The sequence below is a fragment of the Thermaerobacter composti genome, assembly GCF_033582035.1.
In the GTDB taxonomy this organism is placed as follows: domain Bacteria; phylum Bacillota; class Sulfobacillia; order Thermaerobacterales; family Thermaerobacteraceae; genus Thermaerobacter; species Thermaerobacter composti.
Window position 1 is genome coordinate 191,069 of the sequence record NZ_CP132508.1, and the last position, 20,972, is coordinate 212,040.

10 protein-coding genes and 2 pseudogenes are annotated in these 20,972 nt (G+C 71.9%); 9 read left to right on the plus strand and 3 right to left on the minus strand.

Features of this window, described 5'->3' with window-relative positions:
• Positions 1–93: 93 nt before the first annotated feature.
• The 9 genes and pseudogenes from secA (at position 94) to uvrA (ending at position 16,874) form a co-directional block, all read left to right on the plus strand.
• Complete coding sequence (gene secA, locus Q5761_RS00845; RefSeq protein ID WP_318750829.1) at positions 94–2,922, plus strand: preprotein translocase subunit SecA; 2,829 nt, start codon at positions 94–96, stop codon at positions 2,920–2,922.
• A gap of 79 nt (positions 2,923–3,001) precedes the next feature.
• Positions 3,002–4,094 (plus strand): annotated as a pseudogene (gene prfB / locus Q5761_RS00850) (peptide chain release factor 2); the annotation flags it as partial.
• A gap of 456 nt (positions 4,095–4,550) precedes the next feature.
• Entirely contained in the window at positions 4,551–5,237 is a 687-nt protein-coding gene (gene ftsE / locus Q5761_RS00855; protein WP_135224742.1) for a cell division ATP-binding protein FtsE, read from the plus strand.
• On the plus strand, positions 5,227–6,114 hold the full coding sequence (gene ftsX, locus Q5761_RS00860; RefSeq protein WP_135224743.1) for a permease-like cell division protein FtsX: 888 nt from the start codon (positions 5,227–5,229) through the stop codon (positions 6,112–6,114). Before ftsE ends, ftsX begins: the two co-directional genes overlap by 11 nt.
• 444 nt (positions 6,115–6,558) lie before the next feature.
• Positions 6,559–7,779 (plus strand): murein hydrolase activator EnvC family protein, encoded by a 1,221-nt coding sequence (locus Q5761_RS00865; protein WP_318750830.1) that lies wholly within the window; start codon positions 6,559–6,561, stop codon positions 7,777–7,779.
• A gap of 1,481 nt (positions 7,780–9,260) precedes the next feature.
• Positions 9,261–10,634: a S41 family peptidase gene (locus Q5761_RS00870; RefSeq protein WP_135224745.1), complete on the plus strand. Its 1,374-nt coding sequence runs from the start codon at positions 9,261–9,263 to the stop codon at positions 10,632–10,634.
• Entirely contained in the window at positions 10,631–11,875 is a 1,245-nt protein-coding gene (locus Q5761_RS00875; protein ID WP_318750831.1) for a PDZ domain-containing protein, read from the plus strand. The genes Q5761_RS00870 and Q5761_RS00875 overlap by 4 nt, the downstream gene beginning before the upstream one ends.
• A 45-nt stretch (positions 11,876–11,920) precedes the next feature.
• Positions 11,921–13,999: an excinuclease ABC subunit UvrB gene (uvrB, locus tag Q5761_RS00880; protein ID WP_318750832.1), complete on the plus strand. Its 2,079-nt coding sequence runs from the start codon at positions 11,921–11,923 to the stop codon at positions 13,997–13,999.
• 4 nt (positions 14,000–14,003) lie between these two features.
• Positions 14,004–16,874, plus strand: coding sequence for an excinuclease ABC subunit UvrA (gene uvrA, locus Q5761_RS00885; protein ID WP_135224748.1), 2,871 nt, complete (start codon positions 14,004–14,006; stop codon positions 16,872–16,874).
• Here uvrA and Q5761_RS00890 read toward each other — a convergent pair.
• From Q5761_RS00890 to Q5761_RS00900, 3 genes and pseudogenes are all read right to left on the minus strand, one after another.
• A complete protein-coding gene (locus Q5761_RS00890; protein ID WP_318750833.1) occupies positions 16,855–18,516 on the minus strand; it encodes an AI-2E family transporter in 1,662 nt (553 codons plus the stop codon). The genes uvrA and Q5761_RS00890 overlap by 20 nt on opposite strands.
• Positions 18,517–19,021: 505 nt before the next feature.
• Positions 19,022–20,290: an IS607 family element RNA-guided endonuclease TnpB gene (gene tnpB / locus Q5761_RS00895; RefSeq protein WP_318750834.1), complete on the minus strand. Its 1,269-nt coding sequence runs from the start codon at positions 20,288–20,290 to the stop codon at positions 19,022–19,024.
• Positions 20,287–20,858: pseudogene (locus Q5761_RS00900) on the minus strand (IS607 family transposase). Before Q5761_RS00900 ends, tnpB begins: the two are co-directional and overlap by 4 nt.
• Positions 20,859–20,972 lie beyond the last annotated feature (114 nt).

A 20,972-nucleotide genomic window follows, 5' to 3' on the forward strand; every position in this document is an offset into this window, starting at 1 on the left:
GGGGCGTCTCCCGGCGCCCCGGTGGCGGGCCCAGGTGCCGAGCATTCCCCGGCGCGAGCGCGACGCCGGTTTTTTCTTCAGGAGATGAGAGCGATGCTCGGGTTGCTCCGCAACCTCTTCAACTACAACGAGCGGGAGATCCGCCGGCTGTCCCGGGAGGTCGAGCGGATCAACGCCCTCGAACCCGAGATGGTGCGCTTGACCGACGCCGAGTTGCGCGCCAAGACCGACGAGTTTCGCCGGCGCCTGGCCGACGGAGAGACCCTGGACGACCTCCTCCATGAGGCCTTCGCCGTCGTGCGGGAGGCCGCCAGGCGCGTGCTCGGCATGCGGCCCTTCGACGTCCAGCTGATGGGCGGCATCGTGCTCCACGAGGGCAAGGTCGCCGAGATGAAGACCGGCGAGGGCAAGACCCTGGTCGCCACGCTGCCCGCCTACCTGAACGCCCTCACGGGGCGCGGCGTCCACATCGTCACCGTCAACGACTACCTGGCCAAGCGCGACGCCGAGTGGATGGGCCGGGTCTACCGGTTCCTCGGTCTGAGCGTGGGCGTGATCGTCCACGGCCTGACCTTCGAAGAGCGGCGGCGCGCCTATGCCGCGGACATCACCTACGGGACGAACAACGAGTTCGGGTTCGACTACCTGCGCGACAACATGGCGCTGTATCCCGAGCAGGTGGTCCAGCGCGAGCTGCACTACGCCATCGTCGACGAGGTCGACAGCATCCTGATCGACGAGGCGCGGACGCCGCTGATCATTAGCGGCATGGCCGACAAGCCCACCGAGCTCTACTACAGGTTCGCCGAGATCGCGCGCAAGCTCGAACGCGACCGGGACTACACGGTGGACGAGAAGGCGCGCACGGTGGCGCCGACCGAGGAGGGCGTCCACCGGGTGGAGCAGATGCTGGGGGTCGAGAACCTCTACGCCCCCGACAACCCGGTGGACTACGCCCATTACCTGATCAACGCGCTCAAGGCCAAGGAGCTGATGAAGCGCGACGTCGACTACGTCGTCAAGGACGGCCAGGTGATCATCGTCGACGAGTTCACCGGCCGCCTGATGTTCGGCCGGCGCTACTCCGACGGCCTCCACCAGGCGATCGAGGCCAAGGAAGGCCTGAAGATCGAGCGCGAGACGCAGACGCTCGCCACCATCACGTTCCAGAACTACTTCCGCATGTACGAGAAGCTGGCGGGCATGACCGGCACGGCCGCCACCGAGGAGGAGGAGTTCTCCAAGATCTACGGCCTCGACGTCGTGGTGATCCCGACGAACAAGCCGATGATCCGGCGCGACTACCCCGATGTCATCTACAAGACCGAGGCCGCCAAGCTCCGTGCCGTGGTGGAGGAGATCGTGGAGTGCCACCGGCGCGGCCAGCCCGTGCTGGTGGGCACGGTCTCCATCGAGAAGTCCGAGCGGCTGAGCGAGATGCTCAAGCGGCGGGGGATCCCGCACCAGGTGCTGAATGCGAAGTACCACGAGCGGGAGGCCGAGATCATCGCCCAGGCCGGCCGCGTCGGCGCGGTGACCATCGCCACCAACATGGCGGGCCGCGGCACGGACATCCTGCTGGGCGGCAACCCGGAGTTCCTGGCGCGGCAGCGCATGCGCAAGCTGGGATACCCGCCCGAGGTCATCAGCGCCGTCTCGGGTCAGCTCGACCCCGATGACCCCGAGCTGGCCCAGGCGCGCCGCGACTACCTGCGCCTCCTGGAAGAGGCCAAGCGGGAGACCGAGGCCGAGCACCGTCGGGTGGTCGAACTCGGCGGTCTGCACATCATCGGCACCGAGCGCCACGAGTCGCGGCGCATCGACAACCAGCTGCGCGGCCGCGCCGGCCGCCAGGGGGATCCCGGTTCGTCCCGGTTCTACCTGTCGCTGGAGGACGATCTGCTGCGCCTGTTCGGCTCCGACAGCATCCGCGGCATCATGGACCGGCTCGGCGTGGAAGAGGATGAGCCCATCGAGCACCCGCTGATCACGCGCGCCATCGAGAACGCCCAGCGCAAGGTGGAGCACCGCAACTTCACCCTGCGGAAGCAGGTCCTCGAGTACGACGACGTGATGAACAAGCAGCGCGAGGTGATCTACGCCGAGCGGCGGCGGGTGCTCAACGGCGAGGACGTGCACGAGCACATCCTCGGCATGATCGACGACATCATCCGGGCGGCGCTGGACAACTACTGCAACGAACACGCCCACCCGGAGGAGTGGAACCTGGAGGGGCTGGTGGAGTATCTCGAGGGCAACTTCCTCCCCGCCGGCACCCTCCGCGCGGACGAACTGGCCGACATGGGCCGCGACGCCCTGGCCGAGCAGATCAAGGCCGCGTTCCTCCGCCTCTACGAGGAGAAGGAGAAGGCCGTCGGCAGCGCGACGATGCGCGAGCTCGAGCGGGTCGTGCTGCTGCGGGTGGTGGACCAGAAGTGGGTCGACCACCTGGCGGCGATGGACGACCTCCGCGACGGCATCGGGCTACGCGCCTACGGCCAGCGGGACCCCCTCTTGGAGTACAAGTTCGAGGCCTACGAGATGTTCCAGCAGATGATCCAGAGCATCAAGGAGGACGTGGTGCGGATTCTGATGCACCTGGAGGTGCGGCCGGGGCAGGCCGAGCCCCAGCGGCGGCGCGTCGCCGTGGGGGCCCGGGAGGAGGCCGGCCGGGTGCCCGTCTTCGCGCTGGCCGCGACGGGCGGCGGCGCGGAGGGCGCGGATGCCGGCGAAGCGGCCGGTGGGGCCGCCGGGCCTGCCGCCGCCGTCGCGGGCCGTGGGCGCGCCGTCGGGGCCGGGGCGGGAGCGGCCCCGGCCGCCGCGCGGCGCGAGCCCGTCCGCGTCCACAAGGTGGGGCGCAACGACCCTTGCCCATGCGGCAGCGGGAAGAAGTATAAGAAATGCTGTGGTCGTACGGCGTGAGCGCCTGGAGGGCCGCGGCCCGTCCAGGGCCCGCGGGGCCGCCGGCCCTGGCAGGAAGCGGGAGGAGGGACGCATCGGCATGTGGGACGAACTGCTGCGCCGCATTCGCGCCCTGCGTCCGCGGCTGGAAGAATTGAGGGATGATCTTTGACCTCGCTGGCAAGCGGCGGGAGATCCAGCGCATCGAGACGGCGATGACGGATCCCTCGTTCTGGGACGATCCGGCCCGTGCCCAGCAGCAGGTGCGCCAGCTGAAGCTGCTCAAGGGGCCGGTGGAGCGCTACGAGGAGCTGGAGCGCCAGCTGGAGGACCTGCAGGTGCTGGCCGAGCTCGCCGCCGAGGAGGCAGACGTGTCGGTCGTCCCGGAGATCGAGGAGGGCATCGCCAAGGCCGAAGCGGGGCTCCGCCAGCTGGAGCTGGACCTGTTGCTCACCGGGCCCTATGACGGCTACGACGCCATCGTCTCCCTCCACCCCGGCGCCGGGGGGACGGAGTCCCAGGACTGGGCCCAGATGCTCTGGCGCATGTACACCCGCTGGGCGGAGGACCACGGCTACCAGGTCGAGGTCCTGGACCTGCTGGAGGGCGAGGAGGCGGGCATCAAGAGCGTCACCTTCGCCGTCCGTGGGCCCAACGCCTACGGCTACCTGCGCAGCGAGCACGGCGTCCACCGGCTGGTCCGCATCTCGCCCTTCGACGCCGCCGGCCGGCGCCACACGTCCTTCGCCTCGGTGGACGTGCTGCCGGACCTGGGCGACAGCCCGGAGATCGAGATCCGGCCGGAGGACCTGCGCATCGACGTCTTCCGGGCCGGTGGCCACGGCGGCCAGCACGTCAACAAGACGGAGTCGGCGGTGCGGATCGTGCACCTGCCCACGGGCATCGTCGCCACCTGCCAGAACGAGCGGTCCCAGCACGCCAATCGGGAGACGGCGATGAAGATCTTGAAGGCGCGCCTGGCCCGCTACTACGAGGAGCAGCGGCTGAAGGAGATCGCCGCCCTGCGCGGCGAGGTGGGCGAGATCGCCTGGGGCAACCAGATCCGCTCCTACGTCTTCCAACCCTACACCCTGGTCAAGGACCACCGGACCGGGGTCGAGGTGGGCAACGTCCAGGCCGTCATGGACGGCCACCTGGACCCCTTCATCAACGCCTACCTCCGCTGGGAGGCCGCCCGCACGGGCAAGCTGGGCCGCGGCGGCAGCGCCGGCGACGGCCGCGACAAGGGGGTCGCCGCGGGCGACCGGGCCGCCGGGGCGACCCCGCCGTCCCCAGGGGCGGGCGCTGCCGGGGACGGTGCCGCCGACGGCGGGCGCGACGGACGGGCCGGCGTCGCAGGCAAGGCGCGGGCCGGTTCGTCCGAGGGAGCGGGCCGGGGCGGGCGCTGAGGGCCGGCCAGGCCCGCTCCCCCGCGGCCGCCTGCTGTGGCGCCGGCCGACGGGTCCGGCGCCGGAAGGGCTTGCCGGTCAACTCCCGAACCGTCCCATCGATCACTGTACGGGAGGTGCCGTCCGGCCTCCCCTTGCCGTGCCCCCGCCTGGAGCCATTTCCACCGCGCGGGGGCAGGGTTTGTCCCCGGGCCGTCGAAGTACGCCGGGCGCGGGAATTGTCGAGAGGTGGCACCCCCCGTGATCGAGTTCATCAACGTGAGCAAGGTCTACCCCAACGGGGTTACGGCGCTGGAAGACGTCAGTCTGCATGTGGAGCGCGGCGAGTTCGTCTTCCTGGTGGGGCCGTCCGGGGCGGGCAAGTCCACGCTGGTGCGGCTGATCTACCGCGAGGAGACGCCCACACAGGGCGTCGTCATGGTGGACGGGCTCAACGTCGGGCGCCTGCGGCGGCGGGACGTACCCTTCCTGCGCCGCCAGATGGGCGTCGTGTTCCAGGACTTCAAGCTGCTGCCCAACCGCACGGCGTACGAGAACGTTGCCTTCGCCATGTTCGTCACCGGGCACACGCCGCGCCAGATCCGCCGGCGCGTGCCCGAGGTGCTGGAGCTGGTGGGCCTGCGGGACAAGGCCGGCGCGCTGCCCTCGGAGCTCTCCGGCGGGGAGCAGCAGCGGGTGGCGGTGGCCCGGGCCGTGGTCAACCACCCGAAGATCCTGCTGGCCGACGAGCCCACCGGCAACCTGGATCCCGAGACGGCCTGGGGCATCATGGAGCTGCTGGTGGAGATCAACCGCCGGGGGACCACCGTGCTGGTGGCGACCCATGCCCAGACCATCGTGAACGCCCTCAAGCGCCGCGTGGTCCGGCTCGAAGGGGGCCGGATCGCCGCCGACCACGCCCAGGGGGTGTACGAGCGTGCGATTTGATACGCTCGGCTACTTCCTGCGCGAGGCGATCACGGGGATCCGGCGCAACGGGTTCATGAGCTTCGCCTCGGCGTCCACCGTGTTCGTGTCCCTGGTGGTGCTCAGCCTGCTGCTGGTGGTGGCGGCCAACATCCGGCACCTGGCGGGCTACGTGGAGTCGCAGGTGGCGGTGGTGGCCTTCCTGTCGCCGGACGCCTCCCGCGAGGAGGGCCGGGCGTTGGAACGGCGCATCGCCGCTATGGACGGCGTGGCCGAGACCCGGTTCGTCACCAAGGAAGAGGCCCTGCGCGACCTCAAGGCGTTGCTCGGCGATCGGGCCGATCTGCTCGAGGGGGTCGAGAAGGAGAACCCCCTGCGCGACGCCATCGAGGTCCGGCTGGCGGATCCGCGCTACGGCGAGCAGGTGGTGACCGCCCTGCGCCAGGGGCCGGGCGTCGAAGACGTCAAGTTCCGGCGGGATCTGGCGGACCGGATCCGCCGCATCGGGGATGCGATCCGGCTCGGTTCGGCGGTGTTGGTCGGCCTGCTGGCGGTGGCCACCCTGTTCCTCATCTCGAACACGATCCGACTGACGGTGTACGCGCGGCGGCGCGAGATCCAGATCATGAAGCTGGTGGGCGCCACCGACTGGTTCATCCGCTGGCCGCTGATCATCGAGGGCATCCTGCTCGGCCTGGTGGGGGCGGGCGCCGCGGCGGCCCTGGCCTGGTGGGGGTATGACCGGCTGATGCTGGAGGTCACCGAGGCCATCCCCTTCGTGCCGCTGGTGCCCAAGGAGCCGCTGCTGGGCGAGGTCGCCCAGGCGCTGCTGGTGGGGGGGACCCTGCTGGGCGCCTTGGGCAGCTCCATGTCGGTGCGTCGTCACCTGCGGGTGTGAAGGGCTGAAGGCGGTTGCCAAGGGACGAACCGGCCGTCGCGCGCGCCGGGGCGGGGTGGGCACCCGGGCCGGCGCGCGGGGTTCCGCGGCGGCCGCGTGGCCGTCTCGGGCCGGCCGCAGGGCCGGCGGCGTGCCACGGGACGGCCGGACGATGCCGGGGAGGGCGTCTTGGGCATGGCATGGCGTGATGCGGAAGGGCCGGGGTTGGACGAGCCCCGGCCCGCCGGGGAGGGCTCCGGTCGGGCGGTGCCGACGGCTGCGGCCGGCGATGGCGAACGCGATGGCGAGGGACCGGATTCCAGCCTCCCAAGCCCAATCGCAGCGGATGCAGGCCGATTCGGAGCCAGGTCTTGGCCTGGCCGTCGGCCAGGGGGGCGCAGGTACCGGCGGGCGGCGGCCGCGGCGGCGGGGTTCGTCCTGGTCGCCGGGCTGGTGGCCGGTGCCATGGGCCCGGTGCCGGCGCCGGTGCAGGCGGCCAGCTCCATCGGCGCGTTGCGTGAGCAGATCGACGAGGCCAACACCACCTTGCGCCGGCTGGAGCAGGAGCAGGCCGACGCCGAGCGGCGGCTCCGGGCGCTCAAGCAGGATGAGACGGCCATCGCCGAGCGGGTCCGGATCCTGGAGGAACAGATCCGCGCCACCCGGGTGCGCCTGGCCGAGCTGACGGAACAGGTGCGGGAGGCCGAGGCCCGCGTCGAGGCCAAGCAGAGGGAGATCGACGAGGCGACGCGCCGGCTGGAGCAACGCGAAGACTACGTGGCCCGACGCCTGCGCGCCATCCAGGAGAACGGGACCGTGGGCGTCGTGGAGGTCCTGTTCGAGGCGAACAGCTTTGCCGACTTCCTGACGCGGCTGGACCTCCTCAGCCGGATCCTGCGGCACGACGTGGAGGTCATGGCCGAGGTCAAGGCCGAACGGGAGCGGCTGGTAGCCGAGAAGCGCCAGCTGGAGGCGGAGCGGCGCCGTCTCGCGGCCCTCAAGGCCGAGGTGGAGCGCCAGCACCAGCGCCTGAACGCCACCGTGGCCAGCCACCGGGCTGAGCTGGCGAAGCTGGCCGAGCAGCGCCGCCAGATCCAGCGGCACCTGGCGGCGCTGGAGGCGGACTCGCGGGCGGTCGAGCGCATGCTCAAGAACCTGCAGGCGGACCTGAAGCGGCGCCTCGAGGCGCTGCAGCGCAACCGCAGCCGCGGGCCGCGGCAGGGCGGGGGCGGCCCCGTGGCCGGAAGCGGCGGCGGTGGCGGCGGAGGCGGTGGCCGCTTCGCCTGGCCGGTGCCCGGAGAGTACTACATCTCCTCGGGCTTCGGCTATCGCAATCACCCGATCTACGGCTCCGTGCGGATGCACACCGGGGTGGACATCGACGCCGAGGGGCCGCCGGATCCGGATCCCAGCACCTGGGACAAGGTAGTGGCCGCCGAGGACGGCATCGTGGTAACGGCGGGCTACATGTCGGGGTATGGCAACGCCATCGTCATCGCCCACGACGAGCGGCTGTCCACCCTATATGGTCATCTGAGCGAGATCTACGTGGGACCGGGTACCACGGTGCGGCGCGGTCAGGTGATCGGGATGGTGGGCACCACGGGCGCCTCGACGGGGACCCACCTGCACTTCGAGGTCCGGGTGAACGGCCAGCCCGTGGATCCGATGCCGTATCTACGCTAGCCCTGTGGCTGGCCTGGGCGGCGCCCGGCCCGTGGTGACGGGCCGGGCGCCGCCGCGCCTGGGGCTCGTCGCGGCGCCTCGGCCTCACGCGGCACCGTGGCCGCTGTGGGCTCACTGCGCGGTGCTTTGGCCCCGCCCCCGGGGCGGGGCCAAAGCACCGCGCGCGCATCGCCGGGACGGCGCGTGGTCGCGGCGCCTTGGCATCCTCGCCGGGACGGGGTCTGGTCGCGGCGCTTCAACTGGCATCCATCGTCAACCGGAGGACCGCCTGGTAGACGGTCACGCCGGGTGGCCTCGCCGCTGGCACGACGCCTCGCCCGAAGGATGGGCCACGCCAGCAGCCCCGCCAGCAGGCCGGGCCCCCGCCGCCGTGTCGTGGCCTCGCTACCATGCCGTGGCCTCGCTACCATGCCGTGGCCTCGCTGCGATGCCGTGGCGGTGCCAAAGTCGTGGTGGTGAAAGCGATGCCATGGGGGTACCGGGATGCCGTGGTGGTATCCTCATGGGTCGCGCCTGCCGCGGCACCTTCACCGGGCTGCCGCGCCGTCGCCTTGCCGCCGCGCGGGCCGGGCCTTGCAGGACCCGGCCCGCGCGCGTGGCGCCTGGGGCGCTCCCCATTCCGGTCCAAGCCCCACGCCCGACGCCCGGGGGCACGCGACGGAGCGCCTGGGCGGCCGACACGACGCACCCTGGGACGACCGATGCGCCCCAAGGGGGGGCGCCGCGGCGCCGGTGGGGCGCGCCCGCGGGGCGCATACGGCGTTGTGCTATCCTGAATGGAGATCCCCACGGGCGGTCCCGTGAGTCCCCGCGAGTCCCGCGAGGCCGCGCGGGCACAGCCCAGGACTGCCGGCAGCGCTGGGGGACCTCAGGCCGGCTGCCGCGGGACGGGGGAACCCGATGCCCAGCGGCGTGCGACCGTGCCGAACTCGCGGGGGCGCCCCCAGGCTGCCCGCGGTGGCACGGGGACGCCCGAGATCGATTGCGTGCGACGGTGCCGAGCGCAGTGCGGGTGCCCGCAGGCCGCCCGCGGCGGAAGGGGGCCGGTGGGCGGGTGGACAAGACCGTCCGGTCGTCCTCACCCCATGGACTCTCCGGCGCCGCGGGCCCCGGCCGCGGCCGGACCGGCCGCCGGTGGGCGAACGGCCACGCGTCGCGGGCGCGGTGGCGCGGAGCGATGGACCATCCGCCGCGGACCTGGCGGTGCGGCCCGACCGGCCGCCGGGGGGCGACCGGCTGCGCGTCGCGGTCGCGGTGGCGCGGAGCGATGGACCATCCGCCGCGGGCCTGGCGGTGCGGCCCGACCGGCCGCTGCGGTGCGGCCGGCCACGGGTGCCGCGGGCCGGCGCGCCGCGGCCGATCGGCCCCGCCGCCCCATCCGCGCTGCCGCGCCCGTCCGTCCGGCGGTTCGGCTCGTGCCAGCGGGGGCATAGGCTGTTGGCGGCATCGGCCTCGTTCCGGCTGGGAGGATCGAGATCGCCATGACGACCTTCGGACCCTCGTTCCCCTCGGGGCCAGCCGGGCGGGAGGGTGACCGCCCGGTCCTGACATTGCGCCAGGCCGTCGCCGGGGCACTGGTGCTGATCCTTCTGACGGCCGTCGCGACCCTGGCCGTCGCCGACCGGGTGGAAGGCCTCTGGCTGCGCCTGTTTCCCCGCAGCGTGGCGCTGAGCGACGCCGAGAAGCAGCAATTGCTGGACGAGCTGGTGCGATCCCCCGAGTTCGACCGGTTCCTCCGCGTGATCCAGCTGGTGCGCACCCAGTACGTCGATCCGCTGCCCCTGGATCAGCTGCTCGAAGGGGCGGCCCGGGGCGTGGTGGCGGCGACCGGAGACCCGTTCTCGGCCTACTTCGACCCCGAGGAGTTCCGCGAGTTCCGCATGGACGTCTCCGGCCACTACACGGGCATCGGCGTCACCGTGTCCCAGGCGGAGGACGGGGGCGTGGTGGTGCAGTCGCTGTTCGAGGGCTCGCCCGGTGCCACCACGCCCTTCGAGGGGGCCAAGCCCGGCGATCCCGTGGGCCTGCGGCCCGGGGACGTGATCGTCGCCGTCGACGGCAAGGACGTGACGGGCGAGTCGGTGGAGGCGGTGGCGCGCATGATCCGCGGCCCCGAGGGCACCCAGGTGACGGTGGAGGTCATGCGCCGCGGGCACGACCGGCCGCTGCGGTTCGTGTTGACCCGGCGCCAGATCGACGTGCCCTCGGTGCAGGCCCACATGCTGGAGGGCGGCATCGGCTACATCCACCTGACCCAGTTCCTCCCCGACACGCCCCGCGACTTCGAGGCGGCGCTGGAGGAGCTGCGGTCCCAGGGGATGCGCGGCCTGATCCTGGACCTGCGCAACAACCCCGGCGGCGAGCTGCAGGCGGTGGTCCAGGTGGCCGACCGCTTGCTGCCGCGGGGCCCCATCGTCCACATCGAGTACCGCAACCGGGGCCGGGAGACCCACTCGTCCGACGCCCAGGCGCTGGGGTTGCCCCTGGTGGTGCTGATCAACCAGGGCAGTGCCAGCGCCTCGGAGATCCTGGCCGGCGCGATCCAGGACTACGGCGTCGGCGTGCTGGTGGGCGAGCACACCTTCGGCAAGGGCACGGTGCAGACGGTCTGGCCCCTGGAGGGCCGGAGCTGGAGGAGCCTGGGCGGCGAAGCGGCGGGGGCCGGCGTGAAGCTCACCGTCGCCCGCTACTTGACGCCGAAGGAGCGCCCCATCGTCATGGGCAAGGGCATCGAACCCGACGTCAAGGTACCCTTCGAGCTCGAGGATCTCAGCGCCATGGGGGACCTGGGCCGCGATCCCCAGCTCCAGGCGGGCTACGAGCGCGTGCGGCAGATGGTGGCGGGACGGACATGAGCGAACCGTGGGGGCTCCCCTTGCTTGAGCTGGCGCGCCAGTGGCTGCAGGACACGCTGCCGGCGGCCGTGATCTACCCGTCCTACACGCCCCTGTTCCTCCTGGTGCTCGGGTTGGTGGCGCTGCAGTACGCCCGCATCGCGCGGATGGAGGCCGGGCTCTACGGGCAGCCGCTGGTGCCCACCTGGCACCGGGTGCTGACGGCGCTGGCCGCGGGGCTGGTGGGCGGGTTCGTCGGCGCGATGGTGATGATGGCGACCGGGGTGGTGCTGGAGCCCCGCGATGCGCTCCCGCTGTGGCCGGTGGCCCTGGCCCTGGCCTTCATCCGCCCCCGATTCATGTGCTTCGCGTACGCCACCGGGGTGATCGGCGTCAGCGCGCTCCTCGTGGGATGGCCCGACGTCCACGTGCCCGGGCTGGTGGCGCTGGTCGGCGCGCTGCACCTGGCCGAGGCGATCCTGGTGTACATCGACGGCGCCGAGGGCGCGACGCCGGTGCTGGCCCGGAACGGGCGGGGCGAGGTGGTCGGGGGCTACCTGATGCAGCGCTTCTGGCCGGTCCCCGCCGCCATCCTGGTGCTGCTCCACATGCCGGCACCCGGTCAGGGCATCGCGATGCCCGACTGGTGGCCCCTGGTGCGGCCGGCGCCGCTGCAGGCGGCGGACCCCGCGGCGGTGGCGGTGGCGGCCCTGCCCCTGCTGGCCGCCCTCGGGTACACCGACGTCGCCCTGACGGCGCCACCCGGCGTCCGCTCCCGCCGCATGGCCCTGGGGCTGGTGGGCTACGGGGCGGCCCTGATGGCCATGGCGGTGCTGGCGGAGCGGCACGCCCTCTGGGCTTGGCCCGCCGTCCTGGCCTCTCCCCTGCTCCACGAGGCGATGATCTTTGCCGGTCTGGCCCGGGAGCGGTGGGGACGTCCCGCCTTCGGGCCGGCCGCCGACGGCCTGCGGGTGCTCTGGGTCGGGCCCCGCTCCCAGGCCGCCCGGCTGGGCCTGGAGCCCGGCGACGTGATCCTCACGGTCAACGGGCAGCCGGTGCGGCGGCCGGCTGACCTGCGCGACGCCAGCGGTCCGTATGCCCACTACCTCCGCTTGGAGGTGCGCAGAGGTTCGCGGTCCCTGACCCTGGAGACCAACCGGTTCGACCCCGCGGCGCCGCTGGGCCTGCTGCTGGTGCCCCCGCCGGACGAACCGGCCCAGCCGGTGATCGACCTGGGCGGCAAACGCTTGTTTGGGACTTGACGCCCGCAGTACACTGGAGGCGCGCGGGACCGGGAGGTGGGGCGCGTGCCTGCGTTCAAGGTGGTCTCGGAGTTCGAGCCCAAGGGCGACCAACCGAAGGCCATCGCGGAGATCACCCGGGCCTTCCGCGAGGGCGCTCGGGTGGTGACCTTGTTGGGCGCCACGGGCACGGGGAAGACGGCCACCATGGCGTGGGTCATCGAGCAGCTGCAGCTGCCCACCCTGGTCATCGCCCACAACAAGACCCTGGCAGGCCAGCTGGCCGCGGAGTTCAAGGAGTTCTTCCCCCACAACGCGGTGGAGTACTTCGTCAGCTACTACGACTACTACCAGCCGGAGGCCTACGTGCCGCAGACCGACACCTACATCGAGAAGGACGCGCTGATCAACGACGAGATCGACAAGCTGCGCCACTCGGCGACCAGCAGCCTCTTCGAGCGCAAGGACGTCATCGTCGTCGCCAGCGTGTCCTGCATCTACGGCCTGGGCGCGCCCGAGGACTACCGCGACCTGGTGCTGTCGCTGCGGGTGGGCAACGAGATGCCGCGGGAGCAGATCCTGCGCAAGCTGGTGGACATCCAGTACACCCGCAACGACGTGGACTTCCAGCGCGGCTGCTTCCGGGTCCGGGGCGACGTGATCGAGATCTTCCCCGCCTCCATGGCCGAGCGGGCCATCCGGGTGGAGCTGTTCGGCGACGAGATCGACCGGCTGACGGAGATCGACGCGCTGACCGGCGAGGTGCTGGCGTATCGCGATCACGTGGCCATCTACCCGGCCAGCCACTACGTCACCCACGAGTGGAAGCTGAAGCGGGCCATCGAGTCCATCGAGCGCGAGCTGGAGGAACGGCTGGCCGAGCTGCGGGCCCAGGGCAAGCTCCTGGAGGCGCAGCGGCTGGAGCAGCGGACGCGGTACGACCTGGAGATGCTGCGGGAGGTCGGGTACTGCAGCGGCATCGAGAACTACTCGCGGCATCTGACGGGGCGGGCGCCGGGCGAGCCGCCCTACACGCTGCTGGACTACTTCCCGCGGCCGTTCCTCTGCATCATCGACGAGTCCCACGTGACGATCCCCCAGCTCCGGGCGATGTACGAGGGGGAGATGTCGCGCAAGGACTCGCTGATCGAGTACGGCTTCCGCCTGCCGTCGGCCCGGGACAACCGGCCGCTGAAGTTCGAGGAGTTCTGGGAGAGGGTCGGGCAGGTGCTGTTCGTCTCCGCGACGCCGGGTCCCTTCGAGCGGGAGGTCTCCGACGTCATCGTCGAGCAGATCGTCCGGCCCACGGGGCTCCTGGATCCGGAGATCGAGGTGCGGCCCACCCGCGGGCAGATCGAGGACCTGCTGGGGGAGATCCGCCAGCGGGTCGCACGCGGCCACCGCGTGCTGGTCACCACGCTGACCAAGCGCATGGCCGAGGACCTGACGGACTACCTGCGGGAGATGGGCATCAAGGTCCGCTACCTGCACTCCGAGATCGACACGCTGGAGCGCATGGAGATCGTCCGCGACCTGCGGCTCGGCGTCTTCGACGTGCTGGTCGGGATCAACCTGTTGCGCGAGGGCCTGGACATCCCCGAGGTCTCGCTGGTGGCCATCCTGGATGCGGACAAGGAGGGCTACCTGCGGTCGTCCACGGCGCTGATCCAGACCATCGGCCGGGCGGCCCGCAACGCGGAAGGCAAGGTGATCATGTACGCCGACACCATCACCGACTCCATGCGCCAGGCCATCGAGGAGACGTACCGCCGGCGCAAGATCCAGGAAGAATACAACCGGCGCCACGGCATCACCCCGCAGACGGTGCGCAAGGCGGTGCGGGACGTGATCGAGGCGACCCATGCCGCCGAGCGGCCGCCCGAGTACCTGGCCGGGAAGCGGCTCTCGGATCTGCCGCGGCACCAGATCCCGGACGTCGTCAAGCGGCTCCGCAAGGAGATGGAGCAGGCGGCCCGGGATCTGGAGTTCGAGCGGGCGGCGCTGCTCCGGGACATGATCCTGGAGCTCGAGGCCCGGCGCCTGGGCCAGCCCGTCGGCCGCGAGGAGCTGCGGGCCGCGGCGACGGCAGCCCGCGACGGAGCCGGCACCCGGCGCCGGGAGCGGTCCCGCCGGGCCGGCAGGTGACGCGATGGGACAGGATCGTATCGTCATCCGCGGGGCGCGGCAGCACAACCTGAAGAACATCGACCTGGAGCTGCCCCGGGACAAGCTGATCGTGATCACGGGCCTCAGCGGCAGCGGCAAGAGCTCGCTGGCCTTCGACACGCTGTACGCCGAGGGCCAGCGGCGCTACGTGGAGTCGCTGTCGGCGTACGCCCGCCAGTTCCTGGGGCAGATGGACAAGCCGGACGTCGACCTGATCGAGGGGCTGTCGCCGGCCATCTCCATCGACCAGAAGACCACGACCCGCAACCCGCGGTCGACCGTGGGCACGGTGACGGAGATCTACGACTACCTGCGCCTGCTCTTCGCCCGCGTCGGCCATCCCCACTGCCCCGACTGCGGCCGGCCCATCAGCCAGCAGACGGTGGAGCAGATGGTCGACCGGGTGCTGGAGCTGCCCGAGGGGACGCGGGTGCAGGTGCTGGCGCCGCTGGTGCGGGGCCGCAAGGGCGAGCACGAGAAGGTCATCGAGGAGGCCCGGCGGGCCGGGTTCGTCCGGATCCGGATCGACGGCCAGGTGCGCGAGCTGGCGGAGCTGCCACCGGGCTTCAAGCTGGAGAAGAACAAGAAGCACACCATCGAGGTGGTGGTCGACCGCATCGTGGTGCGCCCCAGCGCCCGGGGCCGGCTGGCCGACTCCATCGAGACGGCCCTGGGCCTGGCGGACGGCCTGGTGCTGATCGACGTGCTGGACGGGGAGCCGATGCTCTTCAGCCAGCGCTTCGCCTGCCCCGAGTGCGGGACCAGCCTGGAAGAGCTGAGCCCGCGCATGTTCTCCTTCAACAGCCCCTACGGGGCCTGCCCCGTCTGTTCGGGTCTGGGCAGCCGACTGGAGATCGACCCCGAGCTGGTGATCCCGGACCGGCGCAAGTCCCTGGCGGACGGGGCGGTGGTGCCGTGGAGCCGCGGCTCCTCGAACTACTACCCGCAGCTCCTTATGGCGGTGGCGCGCCACTTCGGGGTCGACTGGGAGGCGCCCCTGGAGGAGGCGGGGGAGGAGTTCATCCGGGTGTTGCTCTACGGCACGCCGGAGCCCATCCGCTTCCGCTACGAGAACCGGTACGGGCGGGTCCGGGAGCGGTACGTGACCTTCGAGGGCGTGGTGGCCAACCTGCAGCGCCGCTACCGGGAGGCGACCACCGACGCCCAGCGGGAAGAGATCGAGCAGTACATGAGCGCCCACCCCTGCCCCGCCTGCCGGGGCGCCCGGCTGCGGCCGGAGTCCCTGGCGGTCACCGTGGGTGGCAAGAACATCGCCGAGATCACCGCCATGTCCGTGCGTCAGCTCCTGGGCTTCCTGGACGATCTGGAGCTGACGGAGCGCGAGGCCACCATCGCCCGCGAGGTGATCAAGGAGATCCGCGCGCGGCTGCGCTTCCTGGCGGACGTGGGCCTCGACTACCTGACGCTGGACCGGCCGGCGGGGACGCTCTCGGGGGGCGAGGCGCAGCGGATCCGGCTCGCCACCCAGATCGGCTCGGGCCTGGTGGGCGTGCTCTACATCCTGGACGAACCCAGCATCGGCCTCCACCAGCGGGACAACGCGCGACTGATCGCCACCCTGCAGCGGCTGCGCGACCTGGGCAACACGCTGGTGGTGGTCGAGCACGACCAGGACATGATCGAGGCGGCCGACTTCATCGTCGACATCGGGCCCGGGGCGGGCGAGCACGGCGGCCGGGTCGTGGTGGCCGGGACGCTGGACGACGTGGTGAACTGCCCGGAGTCTGTCACCGGCCAGTACCTCTCCGGCCGGCGGGAGATCCCGGTGCCCGAGCGGCGGCGGCAGCCCAACGGCCGCTGGCTGGTGGTGCGAGGGGCGCGGGAGCACAACCTCAAGGACATCGACGTGCGCTTCCCCCTCAACCTCCTGGTGTGCGTGACCGGCGTGTCGGGCAGCGGCAAGTCGACCCTGGTCAACGACATCCTCTACCGGCGGCTGGCCCAGCACGTCTACGGCACGAAGACGCGGCCGGGGGCGCACGACGGCATCGAGGGCCTGGAGTACGTGCGCAAGGTGGTCAACGTCGACCAGTCGCCCATCGGCCGTACGCCGCGCTCCAACCCGGCCACCTACACCGGCGTGTTCGACTTCATCCGCGAGCTCTTCGCCGCGACGCCCGAGGCGCGGATGCGCGGCTACACCAAGGGCCGGTTCAGCTTCAACGTGCGCGGCGGGCGCTGCGAGGCCTGCAAGGGCGACGGGATCATCAAGATCGAGATGCACTTCCTGCCCGACGTGTACGTGCCCTGCGAGGTGTGCAAGGGCAAGCGGTACAACCGGGAGACGCTGGAGATCAAGTACAAGGGCAAGTCCATCGCCGACGTGCTGGACATGACGGTGGAAGAGGCCCTGGAGTTCTTCGCTGCGGTGCCGCGCATCCAGCGCAAGCTCCAGACCCTCTACGACGTCGGGCTGGGGTACATCCGCCTGGGGCAGCCCGCCACCGAGCTCTCGGGCGGCGAGGCCCAGCGGGTGAAGCTGGCCACCGAGCTCTCGCGCCGGTCTGACGGCGGCACGGTGTACATCCTGGACGAGCCCACCACCGGCCTGCACTTCGCCGACATCCACCGCCTGGTGGACGTGCTGCAGCGGCTGGTGGACGCCGGCGACACGGTGATCGTCATCGAGCACAACCTGGACGTGGTCAAGGTGGCGGACTGGGTCATCGACCTGGGTCCGGAGGGCGGCGACGAGGGCGGGCGGGTGGTAGCCGAGGGCCCGCCGGAGGCCATCATGGAGGAACCGGCCTCCTACACCGGCCGGTTCCTGCGCCAGCACCTGGAGCGCCAGCGCTCGCGGGTCCGCTCCCATCTCAAGCCGGCCGCCGTGTGATGGTGATCCGCGGCCCGCGGTGCGGGCGACCGCCGTCGCCCGCACCGCGGGCCGCGCCGTCGCCGTGGGCGGCGGGGCTGGGGCCGCAGCCAGCGGGGTCGCCGGCATCGCCGGCGGCGACGCCACAGGCAGCGGCCCCGCCCTTCGCGGGGTTGGCGCCGGCGGAGGTCTGGCTGTCGGCGGAGGCGGTGCCCCCGGCGGGAAGGGTGCCGCTGGCGGCGGCCGTACCCCCGGCGGGGCCGGTGCCGCCCGCGGGGTCGAGGCCGGCGGTGCGGGCCGGCGGTCCGGCGGGAGGATCGCCGCCAGGGCGAGCCTGCGGCGGAGCGGCGGGCGCAGCCGGAGCCGCCGGCGGCGGCTCCGGCTGCGCGGTGGGCTGCGCCTGGCCGGCCGAAGGCGCGGGCCGGGCCGAAGGCCCGGGCCGGGAGCCGTTGCCCCCCGTGGAGGGCTGGTCGGGCCCCGGCCGGCGCCGGCGGCCCGGTGGGCCGCCGGCGCCGGGGGCGTCGGGGTCCGGCGGGCTGAACTCGCGCAGCAGCGCCTGGGCTACCGCCGCCACGGGGACGGCCAGGATCGCGCCCACGATGCCCGCCACCTCATAGCCCGCCATCAGCGCCAGCAGGGTCGCCAGGGGGTGCATGCCCACCGCCTGGCCGGTGATGCGCGGCACCAGGAGGTTGCCTTCCAGCTGCTGGACCACGACGAAGAACAGGGTGACGTAGAGCACCGTGGGCCAGGGCTGGAACAGGGCGACCAGGATGGCCGGGATCGCGCCCAGCACCGCGCCGATGATGGGCAGCAGCTCCATGACGCCGGCGATGACGCCCAGCAGGGCCGGGTACGGCATGCCCAGGACGCTCATGCCGATGCCCACGGCGAGGCCGATGATCAGGCCGAGCAGCAACTGGCCCCGCACGTACCCGCCGAAGACCCGCAGGGCGACGGCCTGCGCCCGGCGCACCGGGGCGCGGTAGCGCCGGGGCAGGTAGCCCAGCATCTGGCGGTTGAGGCCCGACCCGTCGACCACCAGGTAGATCGAGATCACCAGGACCAGCAGCGCGTTGGCCAGCGTGGTGCCGACCCCGGTGATCAGCGCGGTGACGCCGGCGAGGATCCGGTTCGTGTTGCCCGCCACCCGCTCCAGGAACTGGCCGGCCAGCTCGTGGGGTTCCAGGCTGACACCGTAGCGGGCCAGGTACTCCCGCAACGCGGCCAGGTAGGACTGCAGCAGCGGCACCGCCTGTTCGACCTGCTCGCGGTACCGAGGCACCGCCCAGAAGAGCTCCTGGGCCTGTTCCTTGATGGGACCCGCCAGGTAGACCACGCCCAGGGCCACCAGGGCGACGAAGGCCAGGTACAGGACCAGGGCCGCCAGGGCGCGGCTCCGCATGCCCCGCTCCAGGAAGCTGACCGCCGGTTCCAGGAGGAAGGCCAGGATCCCCGCGAGGCCCAGGAGGGTCAAGGTGCGGGCGAAGTGGGAGAGGACCCACCAGACGAGCCATGCCACCCCGGCGGCGGCCAGCACGGTCGCCAGCGACACCAGGGCCGACCAGGTCGGGGCCGGGGCGGGCGGGGGCGCCGGGCCACCGGGGCCACCCCGCGCCTCGCTCGGCGGCTGCGTCGATGGCGGCGACGGATCGGTGGTCACATCGATCCCTCCAGGGGGGACGCCGGTCCCCAGGCACGGCGGGCGGCATCGGGCCGCATCGGCCGGCAGGCCGGGCCTCCAGGCCATCGGGCCATCTTCGACGGCGGGCCGGTCCGTTCCCTCCTGGCGAGCCGCCCCTGCCGCCCGGGCCGTGCCGCGGGGCCAGGGGCCAGGCGACCGCCGCCATGCCCGGTCCGGGGCGCCGCCTGCGGTCGGCGGACCGCCGCGGGCTCCCCGGTGGGGCCCCGACGGCCCCGGGCCCAGTCAGTCCGGCGGGCCGGCGGGACCCGCGGTCGGCGGCGACCGATCCTTGCGGCCCGGGTCGACGGAGGCCGGCTCGACCCGGCCCCGGCCCGATCCGGCCTCGACCCCTAAGACGGTATGGTCGCCGCACGCTGCCGATATGACCGCCGACGGGACATGACGGGGAACGGGCCGGAACCGTTACCTGAAACATCGTCATCTGTTTCAGGCAGCTGATCCTTGCGGATCAGCGGTGCCGGTCTTACCCGGCCATGCGCCGGTGCCGGCTTCCCGTTTCCTCCGGGATTGCCTGCCTTGCGGCAGGTCTTCCATCCCGTCCACGGGCGTTTTTCGTCTCCGGGCCACTCCCGGCGACGGCGGCCACAAGGGCCGCGAGATTCCGCGCCGCGTTTTCGTCCCGGTCAAGCACGAGCCCGCATTCCTCACAGCGGAAAACGCGCTGCGAAAGCGGCAGCGACGGCTTGACCGAACCGCACCGCGAGCAGCGCTTGCCGCTGGGATAGAAGGGCGGCGCTTCGACCAGGACCGCGCCGTGCCAGGGACACTTATAGCTGAGCTGGCGGCGGATCTCCGCCAGGGCCGCATCGGCCAGCACCCGGGCCAGCCGCCGGTTCTTCATCATGCCCGCCACGTGCAGCTGCTCAACCACCACCACACCGTAGGTGCTCGCGAGGTGGTGTATGAGCTTGTGAAGGGCATCCTGGCGGAGGTTCCGGACCCGCGCATGGAGCCGGGCCAGCCGGCGGCGGGCCTTGTGCCACCCCCGGCTGCCCTTCTGGCGGCGGGCCAGGGCGCGGCTGGATCGGGCGATCTTTCGGAGGGCTTCTTCAAGGGACCGGGGGTTCGGCCACTTCTCACCCGTCGAAAGGACCGCCAGGTGCTTCACCCCCGCGTCCACGCCCACCACCCGCCAGGGGAACCGAGGGCGGCCCGGCTGCCGCTCCACCTCGCAGGTGAAGCTGACGAACCACCGGCCCCCTTCCCGGGCGACCGTGGCGGACAGGATGCGGGCTGTCCCCGCTTCGATGCGCCGGAGCAGGGCCGTGGTCGGCTCGTGGGTCTTCACCCGCCCGATCCGGGGCAGGACGACGTGGCTCTTGTCGTCCACCCGGATCGCGCCGGTGGTGAACCGCACCGACTCCCGCCCGCGGCCCTTCTTCCGGAACCGGGGGAACCCCACCCGGCGTCCCTTACGTTCACCTTTGCGGCTTTTGGACCAGTTCTGTAGGGCCCGGGCCAGCCCGTCCAGACCGGAGGCGTAGGCTTCCTTCGAGTTCTCCCGCCACCAGGGGGCGACGACGTGCTTTTGCCGGTTCCACTCCCGTCGCAAGGCGGGGAGGGTCCAGGGCACCTCCACATCCTCACCCCGGGCGCGGGCTTCCAGGCGCTCCTTCACCAACGCCAAGCCCCAGTTGAAGGCAAAGCGGCGGGCGCCCACGTGGGAGGCCAGCGCCCGTTCCTGGCGGGGTGTGGGGTCCAGGGCGAAGCGGTACGCTTGAAGAACCTTCATTCGGCATCGCCCCGGCGGGCTGCAGCCAGGGCCCGCATGGCCCGATTCCGCGCTCCCCGTCGGCCATCCAGCCGAGCGCAGAAGGAGGTCAGCACTTCAATCATGTCGCGCACAAGGTCCTCTGTTGATTCGCTCGGATCCACGACGACGATGCGCCGCCCCTGGGCCGCGAGAGCGGCTTCCAGGTACTCCACCCCAAAGCGGCCAACCGATCGCGGTGTTCCACCACAATGGTGGCAACCGATGCGTCGGCCAGAAGCCGGCGAAACTTCGCCCGTTTCCCATTCAGCCCGGACCCGATTTCCGTCACCACTTGGTCCACAGGAAACCCGTGTTCCGTTGCCCATGCCGTGACCCGGGCAACTTGGCGGTCGAGATCGTTCTTCTGGTCGTGCGAGGAAACGCAAGCGCAGACCACCGTCTCCCCTTTCGCCGGAGCCGGAAGGTCCACGAGAATGGTCCCGGATGGGGCCTGCCGGGCGGGAACGGGCAACCGCCCCGCCTTCCACCAACGCCAGGCGGTGATGGAACTGATTCCTTCACGCTTGGCCCACTCGGAGAGCTTCATATTGGAAATGTAGTACAGATGTTTGCCTATGTCTGACTATATTTCGGCAAGCTGTTAACGGCCCCCAACCGCGGTGCGCGGCCCCGGGCGGCGGCCGGGGGACCGGGGCCCCGG

What these genes read in the sequence shown, in the direction of transcription:
- Q5761_RS00875 (WP_318750831.1), top strand. Translation starts at nt 10,631, where the DNA reads ATGAGCGAACCGTGGGGGCTCCCCTTGCTTGAGCTGGCGCGCCAGTGG.
- uvrA (WP_135224748.1), top strand. Translation starts at nt 14,004, where the DNA reads ATGGGACAGGATCGTATCGTCATCCGCGGGGCGCGGCAGCACAACCTG.
- Q5761_RS00870 (WP_135224745.1), top strand. Translation starts at nt 9,261, where the DNA reads ATGACGACCTTCGGACCCTCGTTCCCCTCGGGGCCAGCCGGGCGGGAG.
- secA (WP_318750829.1), top strand. Translation starts at nt 94, where the DNA reads ATGCTCGGGTTGCTCCGCAACCTCTTCAACTACAACGAGCGGGAGATC.
- Q5761_RS00865 (WP_318750830.1), top strand. Translation starts at nt 6,559, where the DNA reads ATGGGCCCGGTGCCGGCGCCGGTGCAGGCGGCCAGCTCCATCGGCGCG.
- tnpB (WP_318750834.1), bottom strand. Translation starts at nt 20,290, where the DNA reads ATGAAGGTTCTTCAAGCGTACCGCTTCGCCCTGGACCCCACACCCCGC.